We start from the raw sequence: 22,881 nt of genomic DNA, 5'->3' as shown, positions 1-22,881 counted from the left end.
TTGAGTATGAACATGCTGTATTAGAGAGAAGATAATTGATGACCGATTTATATGCCGTATTAGGTAATCCGATTGCACAAAGTCAATCACCGTATATTCATAGTGAGTTTGCTAAGCAAACCCAGCAAAATATGAGTTACCAAACAATACTTGCACCGGTCGATCAATTTGAGGAAACCCTGCGCACCTTTATAAAAAAAGGTGCGAAAGGTGCCAATATCACCGCCCCGTTTAAAGAGCAGGCTTATGCGCTTTGTGATGAACTCAGTGAGTTAGCTCAATTAGCGGGTGCGGTGAATACGTTGACGTTTACTGAAGATGGTAAAATATACGGCGATAATACCGATGGGGTGGGGCTGGTAAATGATCTTGAAACGCAGTTCGGGCCACTCAAAGATAAGCATGTATTATTAATTGGAGCTGGTGGCGCAGCAAGAGGGTGTATATTGCCAATTTTACAGCATCATGTTGCTCAATTAGTTATCTGTAATCGAACTCATGAAAAAGCACAACAGTTGCAAACATTGTTTTGCGATTATGGTAACTTTTTTGCGAAACCGATTGAGGAAATCCAGTCTCCATTTGATTTAGTGATTAACTCAACCTCAGCAGGTTTATCAGGGCAACTAATATCTCTGCCGAGTGTTATTATCGATGAAACAACAGACTGTTATGACATGACTTATAGTCAGCATACTACGGTATTCAATCAGTGGGCCAAAGACCAAAACGCACATCAGACAGCTGATGGTTTAGGGATGTTGGTTGGTCAGGCAGCTAAAAGCTTTAACCTATGGCGTGGAGTTACTCCTGATACCGATCCTGTTATGGAAAAACTGCGACAGTCACTTGCTCAAAAGGTGTCGAGTTAATGAATCAAAGCGTGATTTTTACCGATCAACTCTATATGGAAACAAATCAAGTTAGATTTATTGCTCAGCAGCAGGGAATGCATATTAACTGTTTTGCAAGCTTTGCTGTAATCAGTGCGCTTTGCGACCATCAAGTGGTTAATGAACATAACGCGGTTCACTTGTTTGAACAATGTCGATTTGATTTAGAAGATAAAGCCGAAGTGCTGATTGAGCAAGAAGCTTTCAGTGATAGTGGTGACATATTCTTATCGTTATAACTCATGTATAAATGCATTTCTCACAACACAACTTAACTACAAGAGTTAAGTTATATTAGCATTTTATATCAAGCCTGCTTTTTGAGTTTTTTTTGAACATACATACTGTGATCCGCCTGCTTAAACGCACTTTCCCAATCCTGATCATAGCGCGCAACTCCATAACTAAAATGAATAGCAGGTGTTAACTGTGTAAGTTCATCTTGCATTTGGGTAATTTGCTTCATCAATATTTCAATTGGACCGTAGCATAAAGCGATGAACTCATCACCACCATAACGAGCGACCAAAAATTTTGGATACCACATTGATTTTAGCGAATTAGCCAACGCTTTTAGTGCATCATCACCTGCTTGATGCCCATGTTGATCATTTAATGGTTTTAAGTTGTCCATATCCAAAATAATGATGTAACTCCCTAAATTGGGATCATGTTGCCATTGCAGAACGGCAGCATCAAATTTTTTACGATTATAAAGTTCGGTTAATCCATCATTATTAGCCAAACTTTCTATTTCTTTCGACTTCTGATACAACGAAATCGCGTTAGCGGCCTCGGATGTTAAAATATTGACTAAACTAATATCGTAGTCCCCAAAAGTTCCCGCCTTAGTACTGTCTAAATTCATCATTCCATAAAGTTGTCCTTTAATCCTAATTGGACTGGATAATGTTGAACAAATAGGTTTTGTTGATGCATCAGGTAGAACAAATGGGTCATCATTTTTGGCGCTTTTAGCATTGATGTTACTAATGACAACCGTTTTATGAAAACGCCCCTTAGTTAAACGATATAGAAAGGTTTCTTTTAGCGTAAAGTTAACATTTTGCAGGGCATCCATATTTAGCCCTATAACGGAGGCAAACTGTAACCGATCAGTCATATTGTCTACCAATATAATACTGCCCATTTCTGCATCATCTACAGCGGATACCGCTTTTTGTAAAAGTGCGTCTAGAAATGATTTTTCAGAGTCATACTTATTCGATAAATTAACTAACTCGTAGGTTGTATCATTGATATGGATAACCTGTTCCAAATGCTGCCAAAGTCGTAACATATTTTGCTTATATATGTAAAAGCTAATTGCATAGCTGGCCAGATACCCGCCAATAATCAACGTTAAGTATAAGTAAGTTTGTTCAATAGCTGGGGTAAAAATGATAATAGTGCAAATAAGACACAGAGGAAGAGCGAGCAGCAGAAGATGTTGCTTAAAATCAATATAGGCGATGTGTTTATTGTTAATTCGATTTTTAGTTTGCACTACACTCATCCTAAGTAAAAAATGAAGTCCAGTAACCGATAAGGTGGGGGACTTTAAACGGTCTGCATAACGATTTTTCAATACTAAAGTGACAATCTTTGCTAAATATAGACTAGAGTCACGACTTATACACAACTAAGATATAATCATTTATTAATTGATACGATAAATAAAAGTGTTATAAGCATTAAGAGTTTAAACTAAATGGACCAAGCTTATATTGGCCCATATTAGGCTTCGTCATTAGCTCGACTGTTGTAAGTCCACTAAGTATTCATTTTTTAACCGAACATAATTATCAGCAGACTGCGGTAAAAAAGCACGTTCAGCATCCGTCAAGGCTCTAATCTGCTTACAAGGGCTGCCAACATACAAATAACCGCTTTGCAAAATCTTATTCGGTGGTACTAATGAGCCCGCACCGACAATGACATCATCTTCTACTACTGCACCATCAAGTAAAATCGCGCCCATGCCTATTAATACACGATGACCAATCTTACAGCCATGTAACATTGCTTTATGCCCAATGGTGACATCGTCACCTATAATTAAGGGATGTCCATCAGGATTAGCAACTGATTTACGGGTTACATGCAATATACTGCCATCTTGTACATTGCTGCGTTTACCAATACGGATCTTATTTACATCACCACGCGCGGCCACTAATGGCCAAATACTTGCGTCATGGTCTAATTTTATGTCACCCACAAGCACGGCTGACTCATCAACATAGACATTATCAGCTAAATTAGGGTGGGTCCCTTGGTAAGTTCTTACATTAGTAGACATAACAATCCTTATATATTCACGGTTTGAGACAGTATAATGCTTAAAAACTAGCTGGTCAGGCTAAATTATCCGCAAACAAGCCAAAAGTAACAAATAACTTTAAAAAAGGGGTTGCGTGGTTTCAGAATATCCCTATAATGCGCATCCACTGACACGGCACAGCGCGAAAGCAAAGTGACGAGTTAGGTTGATTTGAAAGGATAAAAACTTTGGTTTCATCATCAAATCAACAGCGAAAAGAAAGTTTGAAAAAACACTTGACGCTGACAACAGGGCCTGTAGAATACGCAGCCCAAGCCAACGACCTAGCGTCCAACGGCGATGTTTGAAAAATCAACATCAACGCTCTTTAACAACTTAAACAAGAAATCTGTGTGGACATTCACAGGTATTGAGTTATTCGAAATTGCTTCTTCTTAGGAAGAGCAATCAAAAAATTTAAACTCAATGCAACGATGAATGTTCATAGCAATATGTACAAAAAGACTTTGTTAACTTCGGTTGATAAAGCAATCAGAATTCATTGAGCCGAAACCTTCGGGTTTCAAAAAACTTTAATTGAAGAGTTTGATCATGGCTCAGATTGAACGCTGGCGGCAGGCCTAACACATGCAAGTCGAGCGGCAGCGGGAAGATAGTTTACTATCTTTGCCGGCGAGCGGCGGACGGGTGAGTAATGCCTAGGGATCTGCCCAGTCGAGGGGGATAACAGTTGGAAACGACTGCTAATACCGCATACGCCCTACGGGGGAAAGGAGGGGACCTTCGGGCCTTTCGCGATTGGATGAACCTAGGTGGGATTAGCTAGTTGGTGAGGTAATGGCTCACCAAGGCGACGATCCCTAGCTGTTCTGAGAGGATGATCAGCCACACTGGGACTGAGACACGGCCCAGACTCCTACGGGAGGCAGCAGTGGGGAATATTGCACAATGGGCGAAAGCCTGATGCAGCCATGCCGCGTGTGTGAAGAAGGCCTTCGGGTTGTAAAGCACTTTCAGTAGGGAGGAAAGGTAGTAGTTTAATAAACTATTGCTGTGACGTTACCTACAGAAGAAGGACCGGCTAACTCCGTGCCAGCAGCCGCGGTAATACGGAGGGTCCGAGCGTTAATCGGAATTACTGGGCGTAAAGCGTGCGCAGGCGGTTTTTTAAGCCAGATGTGAAAGCCCTGGGCTCAACCTAGGAATTGCATTTGGAACTGGGGAACTAGAGTCTTGTAGAGGGAGGTAGAATTTCAGGTGTAGCGGTGAAATGCGTAGATATCTGAAGGAATACCGGTGGCGAAGGCGGCCTCCTGGACAAAGACTGACGCTCATGCACGAAAGCGTGGGGAGCAAACAGGATTAGATACCCTGGTAGTCCACGCCGTAAACGATGTCTACTCGGAGTTTGGTGACTTAGTCACTGGGCTCCCAAGCTAACGCATTAAGTAGACCGCCTGGGGAGTACGGCCGCAAGGTTAAAACTCAAATGAATTGACGGGGGCCCGCACAAGCGGTGGAGCATGTGGTTTAATTCGATGCAACGCGAAGAACCTTACCTACTCTTGACATCCAGAGAATTCGCTAGAGATAGCTTAGTGCCTTCGGGAACTCTGAGACAGGTGCTGCATGGCTGTCGTCAGCTCGTGTTGTGAAATGTTGGGTTAAGTCCCGCAACGAGCGCAACCCCTATCCTTATTTGCCAGCGAGTTATGTCGGGAACTTTAGGGAGACTGCCGGTGATAAACCGGAGGAAGGTGGGGACGACGTCAAGTCATCATGGCCCTTACGAGTAGGGCTACACACGTGCTACAATGGCGTATACAGAGGGTTGCAAAGCCGCGAGGTGGAGCTAATCTCACAAAGTACGTCGTAGTCCGGATTGGAGTCTGCAACTCGACTCCATGAAGTCGGAATCGCTAGTAATCGTGAATCAGAATGTCACGGTGAATACGTTCCCGGGCCTTGTACACACCGCCCGTCACACCATGGGAGTGGGCTGCAAAAGAAGTGGGTAGTTTAACCTTCGGGAGAACGCTCACCACTTTGTGGTTCATGACTGGGGTGAAGTCGTAACAAGGTAGCCCTAGGGGAACCTGGGGCTGGATCACCTCCTTACCTATACGACTAACTCAATACCTAAAGTGCAGAGATGCATGTGAGTGTTCACACAGATTACTTGTTAACTTCTTCGGAAGTAGAGTGAAACACACCGCTTGCCGGTTAAGTGTTGTTCTTTAACAATTTGGAAAGCTGATAGTACTAACTAAAGGCGCATGAATGATGATTCGTTGTCGTTTGTGTGATTACGTTAGTGCGAAAATAATATTGATGCGAAAGCATCAGTATCTTGAGTTCTCAAAACACTGTTTAAGTGTCTTGAATATTCTAAAAACTAAGGCGAGTCACACTTCCTGGTCGGGAGTGAGACAAGTAAAAACCAGCTAGTTGCGATACAGTCTAATTAGTTCATTCTCTTGTTTACAAGGGTTGTGAAACTCATTTGGGTTGTATGGTTAAGTGACTAAGCGTATACGGTGGATGCCTTGGCAGTCAGAGGCGATGAAGGACGTAATAACTTGCGAAAAGCGTTGGCGAGCTAGTAATAAGCATTTGAGCTAACGATATCCGAATGGGGAAACCCGGCCACATAAGTGGTCATCATACAGTGAATACATAGCTGTATGAGGCGAACCTGGGGAACTGAAACATCTAAGTACCCAGAGGAAAAGAAATCAACCGAGATTCCCCTAGTAGCGGCGAGCGAACGGGGATTAGCCCTTAAGTCTATGGGGTGTTAGTGGAATGAGTTGGAAAGCTCAGCGGCACAGGGTGATAGCCCCGTACATGAAAACTAACCATAGATGAAAACGAGTAAGGCGGGACACGTGACATCCTGTTTGAATATGGGGGGACCATCCTCCAAGGCTAAATACTCCTGACTGACCGATAGTGAACCAGTACCGTGAGGGAAAGGCGAAAAGAACCCCTGTGAGGGGAGTGAAATAGAACCTGAAACCGTATACGTACAAGCAGTGGGAGCGGTTCTTGAGACCGTGACTGCGTACCTTTTGTATAATGGGTCAGCGACTTACGTTTTGTAGCGAGGTTAAGCGAATAGCGGAGCCGTAGGGAAACCGAGTGTTAACTGCGCGTTTAGTTGCAAGGCGTAGACCCGAAACCGAGTGATCTAGCCATGGGCAGGTTGAAGGTTGAGTAACATCAACTGGAGGACCGAACCGACTTATGTTGAAAAATGAGCGGATGACTTGTGGCTGGGGGTGAAAGGCCAATCAAACTCGGAGATATCTGGTTCTCCTCGAAAGCTATTTAGGTAGCGCCTCGAGCGAATACCATTGGGGGTAGAGCACTGTTAAGGCTAGGGGGTCATCCCGACTTACCAACCCTTTGCAAACTCCGAATACCAATGAGTACTACTCGGGAGACAGACAGCGGGTGCTAACGTCCGTTGTCAAAAGGGAAACAACCCAGACCGTCAGCTAAGGTCCCAAAGTGTATGTTAAGTGGGAAACGATGTGGGAAGGCTTAGACAGCTAGGATGTTGGCTTAGAAGCAGCCATCATTTAAAGAAAGCGTAATAGCTCACTAGTCGAGTCGGCCTGCGCGGAAGATTTAACGGGGCTAAACATACCACCGAAGCTACGGGTTTGCAGTTTACTGCAAGCGGTAGAGGAGCGTTCTGTAAGCGGTTGAAGGTGAAGGGGTAACCCACACTGGACGTATCAGAAGTGCGAATGCTGACATGAGTAACGATAAAGGGAGTGAAAAACTCCCTCGCCGAAAGACCAAGGGTTCCTGTCCAACGTTAATCGGGGCAGGGTGAGTCGACCCCTAAGGTGAGGCCGAAAGGCGTAATCGATGGAAAACAGATTAATATTTCTGTACCTCTGCTAACTGCGATGGAGAGACGGAGAAGGCTAGGCTAGCGCGGCGTTGGTAGTCCGCGTTTAAGGTAGTAGGCGGTGTTCTTAGGCAAATCCGGGAACACGTACTTAAATGTACACGTTGAGAGCTGATGACGAGTCACTAAGGTGATGAAGTAGTTGATGCCATGCTTCCAGGAAAATCTTCTAAGCTTCAGGTTAGTAGGGATCGTACCCCAAACCGACACAGGTGGTCGGGTAGAGAATACCAAGGCGCTTGAGAGAACTCGGCTGAAGGAACTAGGCAAAATGGTACCGTAACTTCGGGAGAAGGTACGCTGCTGTTGGTGATGGGACTTGCTCCCTAAGCTGACGGCAGTCGCAGATACCAGGTGGCTGCAACTGTTTATCAAAAACACAGCACTGTGCAAAATCGCAAGATGACGTATACGGTGTGACGCCTGCCCGGTGCCGGAAGGTTAATTGATTGGGTTATCGCAAGAGAAGCTCATGATCGAAGCCCCGGTAAACGGCGGCCGTAACTATAACGGTCCTAAGGTAGCGAAATTCCTTGTCGGGTAAGTTCCGACCTGCACGAATGGCGTAATGATGGCCACGCTGTCTCCAGCCGAGACTCAGTGAAGTTGAAATTGCGGTGAAGATGCCGTATACCCGCGGCTAGACGGAAAGACCCCGTGAACCTTTACTATAGCTTGGCACTGAACATTGAACCTACATGTGTAGGATAGGTGGGAGACTTTGAAGCTTCGTCGCTAGATGGAGTGGAGTCAATCTTGAAATACCACCCTTGTAGTTTTGATGTTCTAACTCTGGCCCCTTATCGGGGTTGAGGACAGTGCCTGGTGGGTAGTTTGACTGGGGCGGTCTCCTCCCAAAGAGTAACGGAGGAGCACGAAGGTTGGCTAAGTACGGTCGGACATCGTACGGTTAGTGCAATGGCATAAGCCAGCTTAACTGCGAGACATACACGTCGAGCAGGTACGAAAGTAGGTCATAGTGATCCGGTGGTTCTGAATGGAAGGGCCATCGCTCAACGGATAAAAGGTACTCCGGGGATAACAGGCTGATACCGCCCAAGAGTTCATATCGACGGCGGTGTTTGGCACCTCGATGTCGGCTCATCACATCCTGGGGCTGAAGTCGGTCCCAAGGGTATGGCTGTTCGCCATTTAAAGTGGTACGCGAGCTGGGTTCAGAACGTCGTGAGACAGTTCGGTCCCTATCTGCCGTGGGCGTTGGATGATTGAGGGGAGCTGCTCCTAGTACGAGAGGACCGGAGTGGACGAACCGCTGGTGTTCGGGTTGTCATGCCAATGGCATTGCCCGGTAGCTACGTTCGGAATCGATAACCGCTGAAAGCATCTAAGCGGGAAGCGAGCCCCAAGATGAGTCATCCCTAGAGCTTTAAGCTCTCTAAAGGGCCGTAGGAGACTACTACGTTGATAGGCAAGGTGTGTAAGCGTTGTGAGGCGTTGAGCTAACTTGTACTAATGACCCGTGAGGCTTAACCATACAACCCAGATGGGTTTTACTGATACGACTTAGTATTAGAATGGGACGCTTAAATAGTGTAACGAGACTCAAACTCAGATAAAGCAATCAGCTTTCCGAATTATTATTTAATGCTAGTTAAATAGCGTTAGATAACCAAATTTGTCTGGAAACCATAGAGCTGTGGCACCACCTGATCCCATTCCGAACTCAGAAGTGAAACACAGTATCGCCGATGGTAGTGTGGGGTCTCCCCATGTGAGAGTAGGTCATTTCCAGGCGCCAAATAAAACAGCAAGGCCACTCTAATTGAGTGGCCTTTTTGTTTTGTGTCGAAAAATTATTCTTGAGCATAAGTCATACATAGTGTGGCCGATATGCCCATGTGAGAATAGGTCATTTCCAGGCGCCTAATTTACTCGCAAGAGTAGTGATAAGCCCGTTACTAACGTAACGGGCTTTTTTACGTTTGAGATTTGAGCATGTCATTTGAGCATAGTATTATACCATTTACATTAATTAATTGGTCAGTTTTGTCCACCGTCTAGAACATAGTAGAATCACCCTTTCCGGCTCTGCAATAAATCGATTCCATGCAATGGAACACTGCTCAACAATATCGTCATATCCACTAAAGCAACGATTGGCGAGTTCATTCTGACGAAGCCATTGCCACACTTGTTCTATAGGGTTGAGTTCTGGCGAATAGGGCGGAAGCTTAAGGATACTAAGGTTATCAAAGTCCTCTGTCAGCTCCTGTTGATGCCAACCTGCGCCATCCATGATGACCAAAGCATGGCGACTCGATTCGGTAGCCTCTGAAATTAATTTTAAATGCTCCCACATATATTCACTATTGGCATGCGGGGCAATAATAGCCTCTGTCGCACCCGTTGCCGGACACACCGCGCCATATAAATACGCTGATTCAAACTGTTGTTGCCTTACCGCTCGTGGTCGGGTTCCTTTCGTTGCCCAAATGCGGGTTGTTGTATTTTGCTGACCAAATCTGGCTTCATCTTGAAACCAAACATCAATGCGATCTAACGCCACATGACCAGGGGTGTTAAGGATCGTTGACAGCTGGAAGTTTTTTAAAAGCGTCCTGAATATCTTGAGATTGTTTTGGGTGACGAGAGCGGGTCGTTATCCATGACAATCCTAATTGATGCAGTAATCTGTAGATATTTGCCTGTTTAAAGGTCACGCCAAATTCAGACTGAATAAAAAGACTGACATCTCTTGCCATCAATCTTCCGCCACTCTCAGACAAGCTTTTGACGTTGTACAAATTCTTTCAGATTTACCAGTTGTTTCGCCGATAATTGAGCGGGTCGACCTGGATTATGTTTATCATCTAGGCCGCTAATGCCATGAGTTAAATAATGAGTAACCCATGCATTTACACTGGTTCTACTGACCTTCAACATGTTGGCTATAGCAGTACGAGAATGACCTTCGGTAAAATGAAGTAAGGCGAGATAACGCATACGTTTACGTGCGCTTTTCTCAGATTTAACTAATGCTGCAAGATTGAGATTATTCATCGATACTGAAATAAGGAAATGACAACTAATTAGATCACATATTTAATGTAAATGGTATTAGTGTGGCCGATATGCCCATGTGAGAGTAGGTCATTTCCAGGCGCCAAATTTACTCGCAAGAGTAGTGATAAGCTCGTTACTAACGTAACGGGCTTTTTTACGTTTGAGAGTTGAGCATGTCATTTCCAGGCGCCTAATTTACTGGTAAGTGTAATGATAAGCCCGTTACTAATGTAACGGGCTTTTTTTACATCTATGATTTCTGGTTAACATCAATCAATCATATTAGAGAATGTCAGTGATGTGGTGAATATAAGGATATACGCTTATTTAGAAAAATTTATGCTTATCGTTTGTATTTTGTGTATTTTTTCGAGCAATATAGAATGTTATTCAACTGAAATAGACATAGGCTTTAAACTAAAAATCTATAATGTTTCTAATTAAGTTCAAATTCGATAGCTATTATAGTTAAATTCCGGTTATTAATTTTTATTATTATTCGCGTTATAATAAATTATTATTGGTGTCGAAAGCTGTTAATAAACAATAACTTTATGACCTATATTTACAATAAAAACCCTAACTATTTCTTTACTTGTTATAAGCTTTGCCGCTAGCATGTGGAATGCTTTACTGATTTGGATATCATTTGTTTAACATACGGAATTTGTCGCTCACATTTATTATTCCATTTTGTATCTTGTCTATGCACCTAGCCATGGTATTTGGAGGATATTACTATGAGTATTCTGATCTCAAGCAGCAGCTTGCTGAAGAGCAGACTGAGCAGTTAAAAAAAGATCTATTTCGTATGCGGCATGTCATCGAGTCATCAGTACAAGCGCAAGATTTTAGCCGTATCGATCAAGAGGTAGCTCTGATTTCTACTGATATGAGTATGATGGTCTATGTTATCTTGGATCCTAGCCGCACTATTCATTTTGCAAATCATATTATTTGGCGTGAGAGTGATGCGAGTAATGTGCTCGAAGGTTACTCTAACGCAATCCATAAAAGCGTGATTCAATTAAATAAACCCTATTTTCAAGTCAATTTCGACCGGTTATCGATCCAGGGCTATTATCCTATAACCGATAACAATCGATTTAGCTACGCGCAATCTGTTGAATTGATATATCTCGAGTATGATATTTCTGGGATGATCTCCCAAATATCGGATTCCCTTTTTAATAGGACGGTTCAAATATGGGGAGTTGGTTCATTATTTCTTATTGCTTTTTGTGCCTTACTCTACTGGTTTTGGATTCATCCCTTAAGCCGCTTAAGTCTTAGAGCGAAAAATATTGATACCTCTGATTTTCAGCGCGGAATTATTTGTTCTTCGCTTGAGGTTGCATCACTCAGAGATTACTTGGTGCAAGTAAGTGGTAAGCTCAAGCGTAACCAAAAACGATTAAACGATGCTGAGCAGAGGTGGCTATTTTCTGTTGAAGGTGTGCGTAATGGTATATGGGATTGGAATATTACTACTGGCAGTGTTTATGTTTCAGACCGCTGGAAAGATATGCTGGGCTATCAGTCTTATGAGTTGGATAGTGATTATTCTGTTTGGGAGTCTCGACTACACCGTGAGGAAAAAGTAGATGTATTAAATGCGTTACAAAAATATATTGATGGCAAAACTACTGAATATGAGAGCGTTCATAGATTAAGGCATAAAGATGGTAAACATATTTGGGTGTTGGATAAAGGGAAAATAGTCGAATGGGATCAACAGGGTAAACCGGTTCGAATTATTGGTACCATCACGGATGTATCAGGCGATGTGAAAGTTCAAAAAACGGAGTCTGATAAGGATAAACAAGCTCATACAGGCTTAATTGATTTAGTTAATCGTGAAGCATTGGCTGATTCCTTATACGATTTGCAAGTTCATAGTCGGAAGGTTAACCAGTTTTCTGTTATTTTATTGATAAATATAGATAATTTTGCTGTTTTGAATGATGCCTTAGGTGCTGAGTTAGGTGATCGATTATTGATGAAAATTGCCGCTAGGTTATCAAGCGCTTTTTCATCAGCAGATTTTGTTGCCCGTTTAGGGGCTGATGAGTTTATTTTACTGGCTAAAAACTTTGGTAATGAAGTCGGCCACGCTAATAAACGAGCCTTGGCTTTGGCTAGCGAGGTCAGGCAGTTAATTGGGAGAAGCTTTTCTGTTGCCGAACAAGAGCTTTCTATTTCAGCCCGTGTCGGAGTTGTAGTATGTGATGGTGTTGAGTCACTTGAGCCTCAAACTCTACTCGGTAGGGCTGATAATGCTCTTGAACATGCCAAAGAGCCAAGATCAAATGGCTGTTCTATTTATCATCCACAACTTGATCATAGTCAAATACAACCTTTTAAATTAAGTCACGAGTTGAAAGTTGCACTAGCGCAAGAGCAGCTAAATTTAGTGTATCAGCCTGTTGTTGATGATGATGGTCATGTAATGAGTGTTGAAGTTTTACCACGTTGGTATCACCAACAGCATGGTTTTATTAGTCCGCGTAAATTTATAGAGGCTGCAGAATTATCGGATTTCATATTTGAATTAGAGCTTTGGATCCTTGAGAAGACATGTCAAGTGTTGCATCAGTTGCAATCATTAGGTGTGCCGACACCTATCATGTCTTTAAATATATCCTCGCGTCACTTTCATCAAGAACATTTTGTAAGTGTGGTATTAAACCGCATTCAAAGCAGCAAGGTGAATCCGAGTAAATTGCAGTTTGAGTTAAATGAGGATGTTTTCTCTGTTAATGCCGAATTGGTTAAAGAAAAAATTATTACGCTTCAAAATATGGGTCTTAATGTTGCTTTAGATAATTTTGGTTCGGGCTTATGTTCGCTGAATCAACTGCAAGGCGTGAGTTTTTCACAGGTTAAATTAGCGGCTTGTTATGTTGTAGAGGATAAGCAAGATCCTAGTTCACAAATATTGTTATGTGCGTTAGTTGAATTAGCCTCTCGCTTGGATTATCAGGTTATTGCTAAGCAAGTTGAAACTAAATCACAGCTTAGTAATTTAATTCACGCTAAATGTAATGGCTTCCAGGGATACATTTTCAGCCGTCCTTTAAGTGAGGTCGATATTATTCAATTAGTTAAGTCCCAGCTGTCTTTGAGTGTTGTTTAATAAAGTTGATAGCATGGCTTAATGCTTTATTCCTTAGTTTATCGCTTTCGATAAAGACCTCATGATAAGCACCTTGGATGACGACCTTATGACATTGTGCACTCAGTGCGTTGTCCTGTGATTGATTCGTGACAATCGTATCTTCACTTGCCTGTAAAATGAGGATTGGTGTTGGTGAACTTTTGGCTAATTCTGCACAACTCTCTGCTGCATTAATGGCTTCAATCAACCAATGGTTGGTCGGTGAGCCAAGTTGTAATTGAGGATGTTTTTTATAACATTCTCTATAGTGTTCATACCTGTGCTTACTGTGTGTTAAATAGTTACTGATAAAGGGAGCTGGATTATAGTCTGTGCCACCAAGAACATAGTTACTAGTGACTTTACCTTCAACCGTTATTGCCGATGTCTTATCAAGACGTTTGGCTAACCATAACACCATCTTGGTATTAAACGGTAAGGCTATACCAAACATAGGTGCTGACAATACCGCACTATCAAAAATAGTTGGATGTTTATGCAAATAATGTGTGGCGATTGCGCCGCCCATTGAGTGTGCCATGATTGATAGAGAGTGATGATTTGTTGGTTGGACAATATGTTCGATAAAATGGGAGAAGTCATCGATATAGTCCTCAAACTTTCCTACGTAACCTTGATGCGGCTGCTGCGTTAGTCTATCAGAAAGTCCTTGACCACGGTGATCGAGGGCAAAGATGCTGTAGCCTTGCTGAAATAAATCAAAAATCAATTCTTGGTATTTTATATATGATTCTACTCTACCATTACTAATAACAATGGCCTGTTTGGTGTCTGGTTGCAGCACCTGACAGTAGGCAATATTAACGCCGTCTTTACGACTAAAATGGCTTTGCTCAACACTTTGCCAAAAACGTTGTTGTTCTGGTGTATTGAGTTTTTTTTCAGACGAGAATTTTTTATAAATCATAAGGTCGCAGAGTTGTTTTCCTGGTGAGTCGATAGTATTTCATCATAGCGTATTTACCCCGCTATAACAGCGGGGTAAACAGTAAAGGCTAGCTTAATTTTTGAGCAATATAGGCATCTATCATTTGCTCTAGAATAGGCATCGGCACTGAACCATTTTCTAAGATGGCATCATGAAACTCTCTGATATTGAATTTTTCACCTAAAGTGTTTTCTGCTTTTGCGCGTAAACGTTTAATGGTTAGCTCACCAATTTTATACGAGAGCGCTTGCCCTGGCCAAGAGATGTAGCGATCAATTTCGGTGTTAACGTTATGCATAGATAAAGCAGTATTACCGGCCATAAAATCCACAGCTTGTTGGCGGCTCCACCCTTTAGCATGCATACCAGTATCAACCACCAGTCTTGCTGCACGCCACATTTCATAGGTTAATCGGCCAAAGTTACTGTAAGGGTCTTGATAAAAACCAGCTTCAAGGCCTAAGTATTCTGAATACAAACCCCAGCCTTCACCAAAAGCAGAAATATAGCTATAGCGCCTAAAGTTAGGCAAATCGGTCAGCTCTTTATTTAATGAAATTTGTAGGTGATGTCCCGGAACTGCTTCATGTAAGGTTAACGCTTCCATTTCATATAGAGGACGTTTATCTAACGCATATGTGTTTACCCAGTAATATCCCGGTTGGTCATCCCTATCTGAACCCGCGTATCTTCCTGTTGTGTACTTAGGTGCAATTTCAGCTGGTACAGGCGCAATCCCATAGGGCGTTCTAGGGAGTTTACCAAAATACTTAGGTAACATTGCATCGGCTTTTTTAGCAATATATGCCGCTTCTTTTAATAATTCTTCTGCGGTTTTAGGATAAAACTGTGGGTCAGTACGTAGAAAATGTAAAAACTCTGCAAATGTGCCTTTATAGCCAACGTTCGTAATCACTTGTTCCATTTCAGTTTTTATTCTGGCGACTTCTGTTAACCCAAGTTGATGTACTTCCTCTGCCGTCATTGGCAGCGTAGTGTAGTATTCCACTCGGTTTTGATAAAATGCAGGCCCATCAGGTAAGGCTGAGGCTGCGATTTGTTGCCTTGCATTGGGAATGTACTCTTGGGTCATGAAGTCGTAGAAATCTTGATAAACTGGCAACACTTTTTCTGAAATTGCTATTTTACCTTGTTGAGTGAACTGGTTCTTCTGTGTTTCAGTAAAATGGCTCGGGAAGGTAGTAAACGGTTTGAAGTAACCACTTTGCTCAACGGGAACGATAAAGGCGCTAATGCTATCTTCAAAGCCGGTAAGCGTCACTTTTGCTGGGGTAATACCTGCCGCTAAACCTTGTTTTAACCAAAATGTTTGTTGTGCGAAATAGGCTGGCAGTGCGGCCAGTTTATCTAAGTAATGCTGATAATCATCTGCAGTGTTGAAAGGTGATGTTGCCATACTGGCAATGTAAGCATGGAAGCCGCTTTCTGCCGTGATAGGCAGATAATGATCTTTGAATGCATACATATCAACTTGGTTTTGTAGTTGGTCTTGCAAAATTTTAGCGTTGATGATTTCATCTTTTGATAACTTGCTTTTATCAAGCGACTTTAACGTATTCAGAATTTGCTGTGTTTGTTTATTTTGTTCTGATAGTGACTCGGGTGATAAATCAGGCAGTTGTCCAGCAGTACGTTTGTTACCTAAGCTAGCAGCAAGTTCTGGTGAGTATGCTAAATTTAATTGCCATGCATTAGTAATTATTGAGTCTAAAGTAGCGTTGTGAGTGGGTGCTTTGATATTTTGTTTATTGTCTGTTGTTTGTTTTTGAGTGGTGTCGCCTAGATAATAATAGGCTTTTGAACCTGTGGTTGTTTTACATCCAGTGATAGAAAGTAATATCAATACAGGTAGAATGAGCTTACGCATATGAATCCCTTTAATAGACAATAAATTACAAATATCATTATTGCATCACAACATAACAATTCAACTTCAATCATGCTAGTTGATTCAACACAATTATTTGTTACCGATTGTGCATCTTTGGTGATTTCTTGCGTCACTTTTTATTCATGCATGTTAAACTTCGGTCACTGGGTGTTCTAAAAATAGAAAACACATTTAGCCTAGAAAATTAATAGGGGTTACGAATGATAGATAAATCGATTCCGCTGGTTGATTTGCATCGCCATTTGGATGGAAATGTTCGTGTTCAAACCATATGGGAGCTCGGCCACAAACATGGCATAGTTCTGCCTGCTGATTCATTAGAAACCTTAGCGCCATTTGTGCAAATTCAAGGTAAAGAGAACAGCCTAGTCGCTTTTTTAAAGAAGCTCGACTGGATGGTTGCTGTGCTAGCTGATTTAGATGCGGTAAAGCGTGTCGCCTACGAAAACGTAGTAGATGCTAAAGTATCCGGCTTAGATTATGCCGAACTACGTTTTAGCCCGTATTACATGGCGATGAACCATAATCTACCTATCGAGGCCGTAGTTGAAGCTGTGATTGATGGCGTTGCTGCCGGCACTAAAGAGCACGACGTTAAAATCAACTTGATTGGCATTATGTCGCGCTCATTCGGCCAAGAAAAATGCCGTTTGGAGCTAGAAGGTTTACTGGCCCATAAAGATAAAATCGTCGCGATTGATTTAGCCGGCGATGAGCTAGGATTTCCGGGGGATTTATTCACAGAACACTTCAAGCGTGTTCGTGATGCTGGTTTACAGATCACTGCCCATGCTGGTGAAGCGGCTGGTCCTGAAAGCATGTGGCAAGCTATTGAAGTGTTAGGTGCGACTCGTATTGGCCATGGTGTTAATGCTATTCGTGATCCTAAATTGATGGAGTATCTGGCTAAGCATCGTATTGGTATTGAGTCATGCCCAACCAGTAACCTGCATACTTCGACTATTGCTGATTATGATTCTCACCCCTTTATGCAGTTCTTCAATTCTGATGTGTTAATTGGTTTGAATACGGATGATCCTGGGGTAAGTAACATCGATATAAATCATGAATATCGTGTTGCTAAATCTGAAATGGGTTTGACGGATGAGCAATTATCGCAAGTTCAACGCAATGGCGTTGAAATGGCGTTTATGTCAGATAGTGAACGCAAAGCATTATATGCATCAAAAGCCTAATGCTTTTGATGCTGATTAAAAAAGCCAGCATATGCTTAACACCGATCAGTTAAGAAACTGATCGGTTGACAGCAAAAATGATCCTACGAAAATGGCTCCTTCTTTTGAACGGAGTCATTTTTTATGTTGTCTAACTGGCTTATTGATACTGAACTACTTGTCGCCCTCGAAGAACTATCTATCTTTCAAAAAGAATTGCCGTTGGAATGGATTGAACAAGCTTTGGAGCTAACCAACAAAGCAAGTATTAGGCGCAGAAAACTTCCAGCAGAATTAGTCGTTTGGCTCATCGTTGGAATTGGCCTCTACCGAAATCGTTCCATCGCTGAAGTCGTCTCCAAGCTCGACTTAACGTTAGTTGATAAGTTGGGAGAAACCGTTGCACCAAGTGCTATCCCGCAAGCCAGACAGCGACTGACAGCCGCTCCCCTTAAAGCCCTTTTTGATATCACTTCTAAACACTGGTGTCATAGGGAAGACAGCCAAGATACATGGCATGGTCTTCAGTTATTTTCTGTTGATGGAACGACATTTCGATGTGCAGAAAATACCGAGAATTCAGAGCATTTTGGCTATATCAGTAATCAGCATAGGAAGCAGTCCGTATACCCAGTAGCCCGCTTATGCGCACTCATGTCATTACGAAGTCGTATGATAAGAAATGTAAAATTTGGTCCGTGTAGTAAAGGGGAAATTAGTTATGCTCGAGAGCTAATTGGATCAGTTCCAGCTAATTCTCTCACTATTTTTGATAGTTGTTACTTTAGTGCAGATCTTATGACAAGTTGGTGGGGAGCCAACCAGAATAGTCATTGGCTTACACCACTCAAAAGTAATACACGCTTTGAAGTCATCGAGCAATACGCTGACAACGATTATCTAGTTGAGATGCCAGTATCACCACAAGCGAGAAAAAAGAACCCAGAGCTACCTGAAAAGTGGCATGCGAGACTAGTGACCTATCAAGAAAAATCCCAAGGCAATCATATTACAGGTGTGCTGAGTTCATTAACCAATAGAAGCAAATACTCCTCTCAAGATATATTAGATGTCTATTTCGAACGCTGGGAGATAGAAAATGGCTATGGAGAAATCAAGCAATATCAACTTGATGAGAGTATTTTATTAAGAAGTCAGACAGTTGAAGGCATTTATCAGGAGATTTGGGGATTACTGATAGCGTACAACTTGATCCGAGTTGAAATAAGCCAAATCGCTAAAGAGGCAGAAGTGTCACCATTACGGATTAGCTTTGTAATGGCGATGCGCTATATACAGGATGAGTTGATGTGGTGTGCAATTGCTTCGCCAGGAACAATCCCTAAAAAGCTCAAAGCAATGAGGGAAAACGTTAAGCAATTTATCTTGCCCAAAAAACGAAAACGGCCCAAAAGTAGGACCGTTCGAATTAACAAAACCCGCTATCCAGTTAAGAGAAGAAACTCTTAACTGAATGGTGTTAAGCATATGCTGGCTTTTTTGTTGTGACTATTGCACATTTTTAAGCGTAAAGAATTAAATCACCCGAGAGAACTGTTGTTGACGTGCTTTTTGGCGATAATAAACGTCGAAGCACATACATATGTTACGGATTAACAAATGACCCGTAGGGCTGACGGTTAAACGGCGATCTGTAATATCGACTAGCTTGTCGTCTAAAAATGTCTGTAGCAACTTTAAATCTTCAGCGAAATAATCTTCAAACACGATATCAAATTTTTGCTCAATTTTTGCCATATCTAGGTCAAAGTGACAGATGATTTGCTTGATCACCGCACGACGAATTTCATCATCACGATTTAAGCTACAGCCTTTCCATAAAGCATGACCTTGTTGATCAATCGCTTCGTAGTAAGGGCGGATATCTTTTTGGTTTTGGGCATAACAATCACCAATTTGGCTGATTGAAGATACACCTAAACCAAGTAAGTCACACTCTTCCTGGGTGGTATAACCCTGGAAGTTGCGGTGTAATTTACCGGCATTTTGCAGTTTAGCTAGTTCATCATCTGGCTTTGCAAAATGATCCATTCCGATAAATTGATAACCTGCGCCAGTTAATGATTCAATAGTTTGTTGCAGCATGTTCAATTTTTGCTGTGGAGACGGCATATCAACATCTTTAATTTTGCGCTGCGCAGCAAAACGCGACGGTAAATGCGCATAATTAAATACCGATAAACGGTCTGGTGACAGCTCAATTATGCGTGCAATGGTTTGTGCAAATGTTTCAGGCGTTTGTAATGGTAAACCGTAAATTAAATCCACGTTTGTAGAAACAAAACCTAACTCTTTTGCTCTGGCAATAAAGTCGAAAATAAATTGCTCGTCCTGTTCACGATTCACCGCAACTTGAACGTCTTTATTGAAATCCTGTACACCAATTGAAACCCGGTTAAAACCAGCTTCTTTTAAGGTATCCAGCATGCTGAGTTCAATTTCACGCGGATCAACTTCAATTGAATATTCACCAACCTCAGCAAAGGTAAAGTGTTGTTTAATTAATGCGGTTAAATGCAATATTTGTTCTGGTTTTAAGAAGGTTGGTGTACCACCGCCCCAATGCATTTGGGTGACAGTGTAATGTTTAAATAACGGTGCGCGTTTAATAATTTCAGCTGCTAAATATTCAATATATTGATCGGCTTTGTGCGAATGACGAGTAATGACTTTATTACAACCGCAGTAATAACAAAGCTTGGCACAGAATGGAATATGAACATATAAAGATAGCTTATCGCTTTTACTGCCCTCAATCGCCGACAGTAAATTTTGTTCAGTAAAGCTGTCATCAAATTCTAATGCTGTCGGGTAAGACGTATAACGTGGACCGCTGTAGTTATATTTCTCGATCATTGACTGATCCCAACCAGTTTGTGTGGGCTGCTCCAAGACGTGTACTCCGATAGTAAATTAGCAATAGACGAATTATGCAGGTTTACCCGGGCAATAACTTTGATCTAGGTTGTAAATTTGATGTTTGAGTGTGATAGGCGCTGCAATAACGTATTTTTTACAGCGGTAAATACTGGTAATTCATTTCATTTAACGAGTATTGCTTGATGCTATTTTAAAGTGTTGTTGACCTAAATTTCGCCCTTTGCCGTCAAATCGTGTTTCATAAAAATCGATATGGCCGTGTTTATCTTTGAGGATAATAGTGGTTGAACGGGTACCATATTGTGGGTGTTGAATAAAGATAGAAGATAAATGGCGCTCCCACTCTAAGTCTAGGCCTGTGTTTGGCAGCAAGTTGTCAGCAGGTTGTGTGGTATCTTTCATAAAGCGCTGTAATTCATTAATGCTAATGTTATCGGCTTGCGCAATATACGACTGCAAAGCTTGTTGACCTAACGCCATTTTGGGCCACACATCATCCATATCACCATTACAAACAGCATGAAAGCCTTGAGTTAACTGTGTGGTAGCAGCGCTACGACTATTGAAGCAATGAAGGGTATTTTCATGTTCAAAAACTAGGTTGAATGGATTGTAATTTTGGCTATGTGCTTGCAACCATTGTGAGGTTATAGGCCAGTGGGGAGACTGTGAGTGAGGAGATGTTAGTGCGTTGATAACCAGTTCACCCCTTGAGCGCACTCCATCCCGAAGGTCTTGAGTGCGTAAATTCGTCAGGCCAGCAAATTGGCCAGCTTGATTTACACCAAGCCAGGTTCCACCGGCTTGTAAATCTTTACCCGCCAGTATGTTTTGATCTGGAGGCCAAAACTGTGCAGGTTGAGTGGCGCGATGATGAAACTCATCTCTATTAGCACAAATGATTAAAGGATATTGAGGATGGCTTTCGATAGCGAAAAATAAAATACACATAAATTTCTCCTGTCATTTTTGCTGTTGCTAGCCGTTAGCCGACTCTAATCATTAGTGATGGTGATGAGAATGTCCACCGCGTTGTTTATGGCTATGCTGATGATCGGGTTTAAGATTTGCGATCATGCGGCTTAAAAATTTTCTTGGACCTAAACGCAGTAGGCTTGCGCCAAATAGTAAACTGACTACCACTAAGCTTAATATATTAATTGATTCTGGCAGTTGCAGCACATAACTAGAGGTTAACGCGACTTGGTCTGCGACAATAAAGGCGCTCAGTAACACTCCGCCCAGCATTAACCCTTGTTTCCAGGTCATTAATTTCAGCTGTGCGATATTGATAACCGGTGCCGCAAGTAAGCTAAATGCTACCGCGACCTGATTCCATCCGCTATAAAATAACGCTAATGCTAAAATAGCCGCTCCTAGATTACAAAAACGCATCGGAATAAAGACGAGTAGCAGAATAAACACCTGCAATGCAGGGTTTTCTAGGGGGACCGATGGGTGACCAATTAAATTGGCTAATATTAAGCTTAATATGATCCAGGGTGCACTGCGGTCGACTAAATGAGCGAAGCCAAATCGCAATGCAGAGTTGGGTAATTGTAAATGTGGATCGGTTAATGGGATTTTACTTAACGTCAGTAAACCACCAATAACGGCTAAACCGATAATTTGATATAGCGCAAACCAGGGGCCTAATAACGCCAGAGTAATAATTAAGGACTCAGGACCAGCTAGTCGTTGTAACCATCGTAACGCGAGATTTTTATGTTGAGGTTGTAGTCCTAATTTGAATCTTAGCGCTGCAAATAAATAACTTAATAGTAATACAGGTGAGATCGTTAATAGCCAGCTAACAAACTGCTCTACACCGTGAGCGTGGTTATGGTCTGAATGTGCCTGGCTGCCAGTATCCAGTAACAGCAAAAGCGCTAATAAGCCTAAACCAAGCAAACTGCCGATGCCCGCCTGGTATTGGTATTTGCCTTGTTTATCTGTGGAGTGTTCACCATGGGGCTGATGCAGCACCACATGCAAAATTGAACCTGTCACAAAAGCTTGTAAATAAACGGTATTTTCAATACTTAGTTGATGAAGTAGTTGTTCGCCAGCAAAATAACCTACCGCGGTTAATGCCATCATGGCAATCAAAACGACACTTGCCCAGCGAGTGCCAACCTGTGGTTTGAGTAACCACCAAATCGCTAATCCTACCGGTAGTCGATGTAATATCACCCCTAAAGCAAGCAGCGGAGAATTACCTTGCTGTTGCGACAACACCATAGCGCCACCGTCGGTGATGGTATGCAGCAGCAAACCCGCAATACCCAGAGTTAGCGTTATGTTGTGGGTGATCTCTGAATAGCGATGGAAAATACGTTCACTTGCGGTGGGCCCCCACAAGCCTAATACCACGAAAAGCAAGGTAATAAATCCACCGTGCTCCAACAGCTCTGGCAAAATATGGATGAGCACCAGCCCGCCTAAAGAGACGAATATAAAACCATCTAGACCTTTTTGTAATCCGCTGCCAGAAGAAAAGTAGCGGTAAAATAAAGGGCCAAATAATAAAGCGATACAACTAGCGGCTAAATAGAGCATGGGTTCCAAGCATAAATTGACAAAAAACGCAGCAGTATAGCATTTTTGTACTCTTATGTAGCTAGCGTGCAGGCATAGATGTGTAAATTACAATGGCCTGAGATA

General features: G+C 42.2%; 12 protein-coding genes, 3 rRNA genes and 1 pseudogene. 8 read left to right on the top strand and 8 right to left on the bottom strand.

From position 1 onward, the window contains the following. Window positions 1–38 precede the first annotated feature (38 nt). Complete coding sequence (aroE, locus tag ACRWP9_RS02045) at window positions 39–872, top strand: shikimate dehydrogenase (protein ID WP_434927641.1); 834 nt, start codon at window positions 39–41, stop codon at window positions 870–872. Further along, on the top strand, window positions 872–1,132 hold the full coding sequence (locus ACRWP9_RS02040) for a DUF1488 domain-containing protein (protein ID WP_434927640.1): 261 nt from the start codon (window positions 872–874) through the stop codon (window positions 1,130–1,132). The genes aroE and ACRWP9_RS02040 overlap by 1 nt, the downstream gene beginning before the upstream one ends. A 68-nt stretch (window positions 1,133–1,200) precedes the next feature. Here ACRWP9_RS02040 and ACRWP9_RS02035 read toward each other — a convergent pair whose 3' ends face one another. Both ACRWP9_RS02035 and ACRWP9_RS02030 read right to left on the bottom strand, forming a co-directional pair. Next, on the bottom strand, window positions 1,201–2,409 hold the full coding sequence (locus tag ACRWP9_RS02035) for a sensor domain-containing diguanylate cyclase (protein WP_434928898.1): 1,209 nt from the start codon (window positions 2,407–2,409) through the stop codon (window positions 1,201–1,203). Between the two features lie 234 nt (window positions 2,410–2,643). Next, entirely contained in the window at window positions 2,644–3,195 is a 552-nt protein-coding gene (locus ACRWP9_RS02030) for a gamma carbonic anhydrase family protein (protein WP_434927639.1), read from the bottom strand. Window positions 3,196–3,750: 555 nt separating this feature from the next. Between ACRWP9_RS02030 and ACRWP9_RS02025 the strand changes: the two genes are divergently transcribed. The 3 genes from ACRWP9_RS02025 (at window position 3,751) to rrf (ending at window position 8,854) form a co-directional block, all read left to right on the top strand. Next, window positions 3,751–5,295, top strand: a 16S ribosomal RNA gene (locus ACRWP9_RS02025). 396 nt (window positions 5,296–5,691) lie between these two features. Then, window positions 5,692–8,594: ribosomal RNA gene (locus ACRWP9_RS02020) — 23S ribosomal RNA — on the top strand. Window positions 8,595–8,738: 144 nt separating this feature from the next. After that, window positions 8,739–8,854, top strand: a 5S ribosomal RNA gene (rrf, locus tag ACRWP9_RS02015). The 16S, 23S and 5S rRNA genes sit together here, the layout of an rRNA operon. 238 nt (window positions 8,855–9,092) lie before the next feature. Here the strand turns inward: rrf and ACRWP9_RS02010 are convergent. After that, a pseudogene (locus ACRWP9_RS02010) lies at window positions 9,093–10,120 on the bottom strand (IS630 family transposase). Window positions 10,121–10,790: 670 nt separating this feature from the next. Here ACRWP9_RS02010 and ACRWP9_RS02005 point away from each other — a divergent pair. Continuing rightward, window positions 10,791–13,259 (top strand): putative bifunctional diguanylate cyclase/phosphodiesterase, encoded by a 2,469-nt coding sequence (locus ACRWP9_RS02005; RefSeq protein ID WP_434927638.1) that lies wholly within the window; start codon window positions 10,791–10,793, stop codon window positions 13,257–13,259. On the opposite strand, the gene ACRWP9_RS02000 is transcribed toward ACRWP9_RS02005, so the two are convergent. Together ACRWP9_RS02000 and ACRWP9_RS01995 are read right to left on the bottom strand one after the other, a co-directional pair. Further along, window positions 13,228–14,208 (bottom strand): alpha/beta fold hydrolase, encoded by a 981-nt coding sequence (locus ACRWP9_RS02000; protein ID WP_434927637.1) that lies wholly within the window; start codon window positions 14,206–14,208, stop codon window positions 13,228–13,230. The genes ACRWP9_RS02005 and ACRWP9_RS02000 overlap by 32 nt on opposite strands. Window positions 14,209–14,296: 88 nt before the next feature. Then, entirely contained in the window at window positions 14,297–16,117 is a 1,821-nt protein-coding gene (locus tag ACRWP9_RS01995; RefSeq protein WP_434927636.1) for a DUF885 domain-containing protein, read from the bottom strand. Between the two features lie 224 nt (window positions 16,118–16,341). Here ACRWP9_RS01995 and add point away from each other — a divergent pair, with 224 nt between their 5' ends. Both add and ACRWP9_RS01985 read left to right on the top strand, forming a co-directional pair. Further along, window positions 16,342–17,337 carry an adenosine deaminase gene (gene add, locus ACRWP9_RS01990; RefSeq protein ID WP_434927635.1) on the top strand — a complete coding sequence of 332 codons (996 nt, stop codon included), beginning with the start codon at window positions 16,342–16,344 and terminating at the stop codon, window positions 17,335–17,337. A gap of 123 nt (window positions 17,338–17,460) precedes the next feature. After that, a complete protein-coding gene (locus ACRWP9_RS01985) occupies window positions 17,461–18,786 on the top strand; it encodes an IS4 family transposase (RefSeq protein WP_434927634.1) in 1,326 nt (441 codons plus the stop codon). 66 nt (window positions 18,787–18,852) lie between these two features. On the opposite strand, the gene hemN is transcribed toward ACRWP9_RS01985, so the two are convergent. From hemN to ACRWP9_RS01970, 3 genes are all read right to left on the bottom strand, one after another. Further along, window positions 18,853–20,193, bottom strand: coding sequence for an oxygen-independent coproporphyrinogen III oxidase (gene hemN, locus ACRWP9_RS01980; RefSeq protein WP_434927633.1), 1,341 nt, complete (start codon window positions 20,191–20,193; stop codon window positions 18,853–18,855). A 189-nt stretch (window positions 20,194–20,382) separates the two neighbouring features. Beyond that, window positions 20,383–21,168, bottom strand: coding sequence for an NRDE family protein (locus ACRWP9_RS01975; RefSeq protein WP_434927632.1), 786 nt, complete (start codon window positions 21,166–21,168; stop codon window positions 20,383–20,385). 51 nt (window positions 21,169–21,219) lie between these two features. Next, complete coding sequence (locus ACRWP9_RS01970) at window positions 21,220–22,776, bottom strand: metal transporter (protein WP_434927631.1); 1,557 nt, start codon at window positions 22,774–22,776, stop codon at window positions 21,220–21,222. Window positions 22,777–22,881 lie beyond the last annotated feature (105 nt).

It is taken from the genome of Shewanella sp. HL-SH2 (assembly GCF_051164935.1).
Lineage (GTDB): Bacteria > Pseudomonadota > Gammaproteobacteria > Enterobacterales > Shewanellaceae > Shewanella > Shewanella glacialimarina.
This window is presented reverse-complemented; position numbering and strand designations above follow the sequence as displayed.